Annotated in this window: 2 protein-coding genes; one reads left to right on the forward strand and one right to left on the reverse strand. The window is 54.0% G+C overall.

What is annotated here, in order from left to right:
- Positions 1 to 722 precede the first annotated feature (722 nt).
- Positions 723 to 2,897 carry a helix-turn-helix domain-containing protein gene (locus QWJ34_RS26885; protein ID WP_368047241.1) on the forward strand — a complete coding sequence of 725 codons (2,175 nt, stop codon included), beginning with the start codon at positions 723 to 725 and terminating at the stop codon, positions 2,895 to 2,897.
- A gap of 22 nt (positions 2,898 to 2,919) precedes the next feature.
- Here QWJ34_RS26885 and QWJ34_RS26890 read toward each other — a convergent pair.
- Positions 2,920 to 3,070: glycoside hydrolase family 130 protein (locus tag QWJ34_RS26890; protein ID WP_483314314.1), on the reverse strand; the 151-nt coding region annotated here is incomplete at its 5' end.

Genomic DNA, 3,070 nt, shown 5'->3' on the forward strand with positions numbered 1-3,070 from the left:
GAGTAGGACGACGCCAAGCGAGCAGAAAAAGCCTTTACCGCGCATAACGGTGAAGGCTTTTTTGTGCATGCAAGAAAAAAGTCGGGCTTAAGTGGAACGTTTATATGGGACAGGATTGGGATCACGTAACGACCGAGACCTGATTTTTAATCCCAAAAGAGATCCAAAGCGGCTTCTACCGCGTTCTATCGGGGTAGAGGTTTTCATTCGTCTACTTGAAGTCGAGAATTTTAGCTAGCCCTGGCTCTAGCCCTTATGCCCTTTATGCACCTTATAGCCGGCGCCGCCGCTATGTCCCTTAACCGGCGCGCAGAGCGAAGCTGCGCGACTGCTTTCCGCTCGAACCTCTCAAGCGCCGGAGGCTTGAGAGGCTCTCCCGCTGCGCCAGCCGCTCGCCCATTCCGATCGGAGCGACTTTGGCTTTCCTCCCCTTCCCTTAAACGAATTTAGTTCAATGAAAGGGGAGGAAAACAAGCGGAGTCGAAGATCGGAATGGGTGAGCGGCCCCCTCTAGTAATTAAATCAATATAACGTTATAATGTTTAGAAAGATTCAAGATAGGGGGCGAATCACGAACGATGAAACGGAGAATGCAAGCTATATACGGGTCCCGTATCATTTTTCAAGAGCGCTGGAACTTTTTTAAGTCGAAGCTTTTATTCCGATATGCTCTTTCTTATATTTTAGCCTTCCTTATTCCGCTTACGGCGCTTACTGTCTTTGTGTATGAAAGCGCTGTTAAAAATTTACGTTCGGAGATCGAGCAGTCCAAAGTCAACCAGCTGAGCCAGGTCAAATTGACGATCGACGACCGGATGAGCGAACTGCGCGCGCTGGCCAGCCGAATTTCATACGACGAACATCTGACTCCTTACATGCTCGGCCACCCGCTCTATGCTCAGGAAGCAATCCGCACGTTAGCCAATTACAAAGCGAGCAACAGTATCGTGGAGGATCTGCTGCTGTATATGCATGGCGATTCCCTGATTTATTCGTACCGGGGCCTCGCCGATCTGAGCGTCGTGTTCAACAGGGAGTACAAATTCGAAAATTGGACGGAAGCGGAAGTGCGGCGAAATCTCAATGAAATCGACCGTCCGCTGATCCGGGCCGCGGAGATGGTCAACATGAATCTGCGCCAGGAGCAGCTGCTGACGCTGATTGTGCCGATTAAGACCAACGATCCGTATCCTTACGGAGCGGTCGTGTATTTAATGAAGGAATCGAAGCTGACCGGCGTGATGGATTCCATCTTGAACGACGTCAACGGCAGCAACTATATTTTTAACGAGAACGGGGAAGTGCTGACTACCAATACGCGGGGCGGGCCGATACCGGGCGGAGAGCTGGAGACTCTGGCGCAGCTGAAACCGGGGATTCACAGCATGGTGCTGGCCGGGGAGAAGCAGTCGGTCGTATCCGTCCAATCGGAGGAGAACGGCTGGACTTACGTCATGACGATGCCGAGCCATCAGTTCTTCGGACGCGTGGCGCATGTGCAGACGCTGATCTCGATCGTGTTTGCGCTGGTGGTGATTACGGGCAGCCTGGCGGCCATGATGCTCGCCAAACGGCAGTACCATCCGGTCAAAGACCTGATGGAGTTTGTCGGCATTCAAAGCGGAGCGGCGCTCAAAGCGTCGAACGAATGGGACTCCATCCGGCAGACCATCCGCGACTACAATGCGAGGATCGATATGCAGCAGCCTTTTGTGCGCAATCAGTGTTTACTGCTGCTGCTCAAGCACGGCCGGCCGGACGATCCGGAAATGATGCAGACGATCGACAATATCGGGCTGGGATTTTCGGGCGACGGAGGCGTTTATTTAACCGCCATCCTTGCCTGGGACGACAATTCGGAGCAGCGCCATCATTCGGAGGAACGGCATTATGTACGCGATATGCTCGGGCATTTCGAAGTCGAGGAAGTCGGCGCGCGCGTGTTCGGGGTGGAATTCTCTGCTGCCGACCAGCTTGCGCTGGTCATCGCCCTGGAAGGCGAAAGCGAGAAACTGCCGTTTCAAACGCGGGTCGAGCGTACGATCGAAGCGGTGCAGCTGCTGATCGTCGACGGACTCCAGTCCATGCCGTATATCGGGGTGGGCGCGGCCTATGAAGATCTCGATTCGCTCAACCAGTCGTTTGTCGAAGCCGCCGCCGCGCTGGAATACCGCAAAATGAACGGCCGCGGACGCGTGACGTATTTCGATCAGCTGGCGGTGCCGGAAAGTGGGGAGGAAGGCAGCTTCTGGATCTCGCGCAAAACGATGCTGAAGCTGGATCAGAGTCTGAAGCAGGGCAGCACGCTGATTGCGGAACGGATTATCTCGGACATTATGGATACGCTCAAAAAAGAACCGCTGTCCGTGCATCTGCTGCGCTGTATCTGCTTCGACGTGCTCAATTCGCTGCTGCGCACGGCGTCCGAGCTGGGGATGAACGAAGTATTTTCGGACATCTCGGTGCTCGCTTCTTTTGAAACGCTTGAAGAATTGGAAAGACGTCTGGTGTCCCTCGCTTCGGATATTTGTTTGCAGGTCGAACGCAGCACGGAAGAGAAGCGGGATACGCTGATCGACGATATTGTAAAAGACGTGGACGACCGATTCTCCGATTATACGCTGAGCCTGGAACATCTCGCGCTGAAGTATTCGGTATCCACGTCTTATCTAAGCCGCAGCTTCAAAGAAAAGACCGGTTTGAATTTCTCGCAGTATATCTGGCGCCGGCGGGTGGAAGAAGTCATCCGTCAGTTGGAGACGACCAGCGCCCCGCTGAAAGAAATTATCGAACGGGTCGGTTATTTGGACGCGCCCAATTTTATTCGCAAATTCAAGAAAGAAACGGGATTCACGCCCGGCCAGTACCGGAAGCTGAAAGCCTCCAAACGGGCGTGATCCGTATCCGCAGAAGCGGCGTTTAGTCCTGAGCCACCGGCTGATTCAGCACGTAAGCGACCAGTTCGTCCAGCGGAACCGTGGCGAGAGCGATCGCCGTGTCGGTTACCCCGTAGTAAATGTACAGCAGGCCGTCTTTGACCACGTTGCCGGTCGGGAAGACCACGTTCGGA

The organism is Saccharibacillus sp. CPCC 101409 (assembly GCF_030518235.1).
Lineage (GTDB): Bacteria > Bacillota > Bacilli > Paenibacillales > Paenibacillaceae > Saccharibacillus.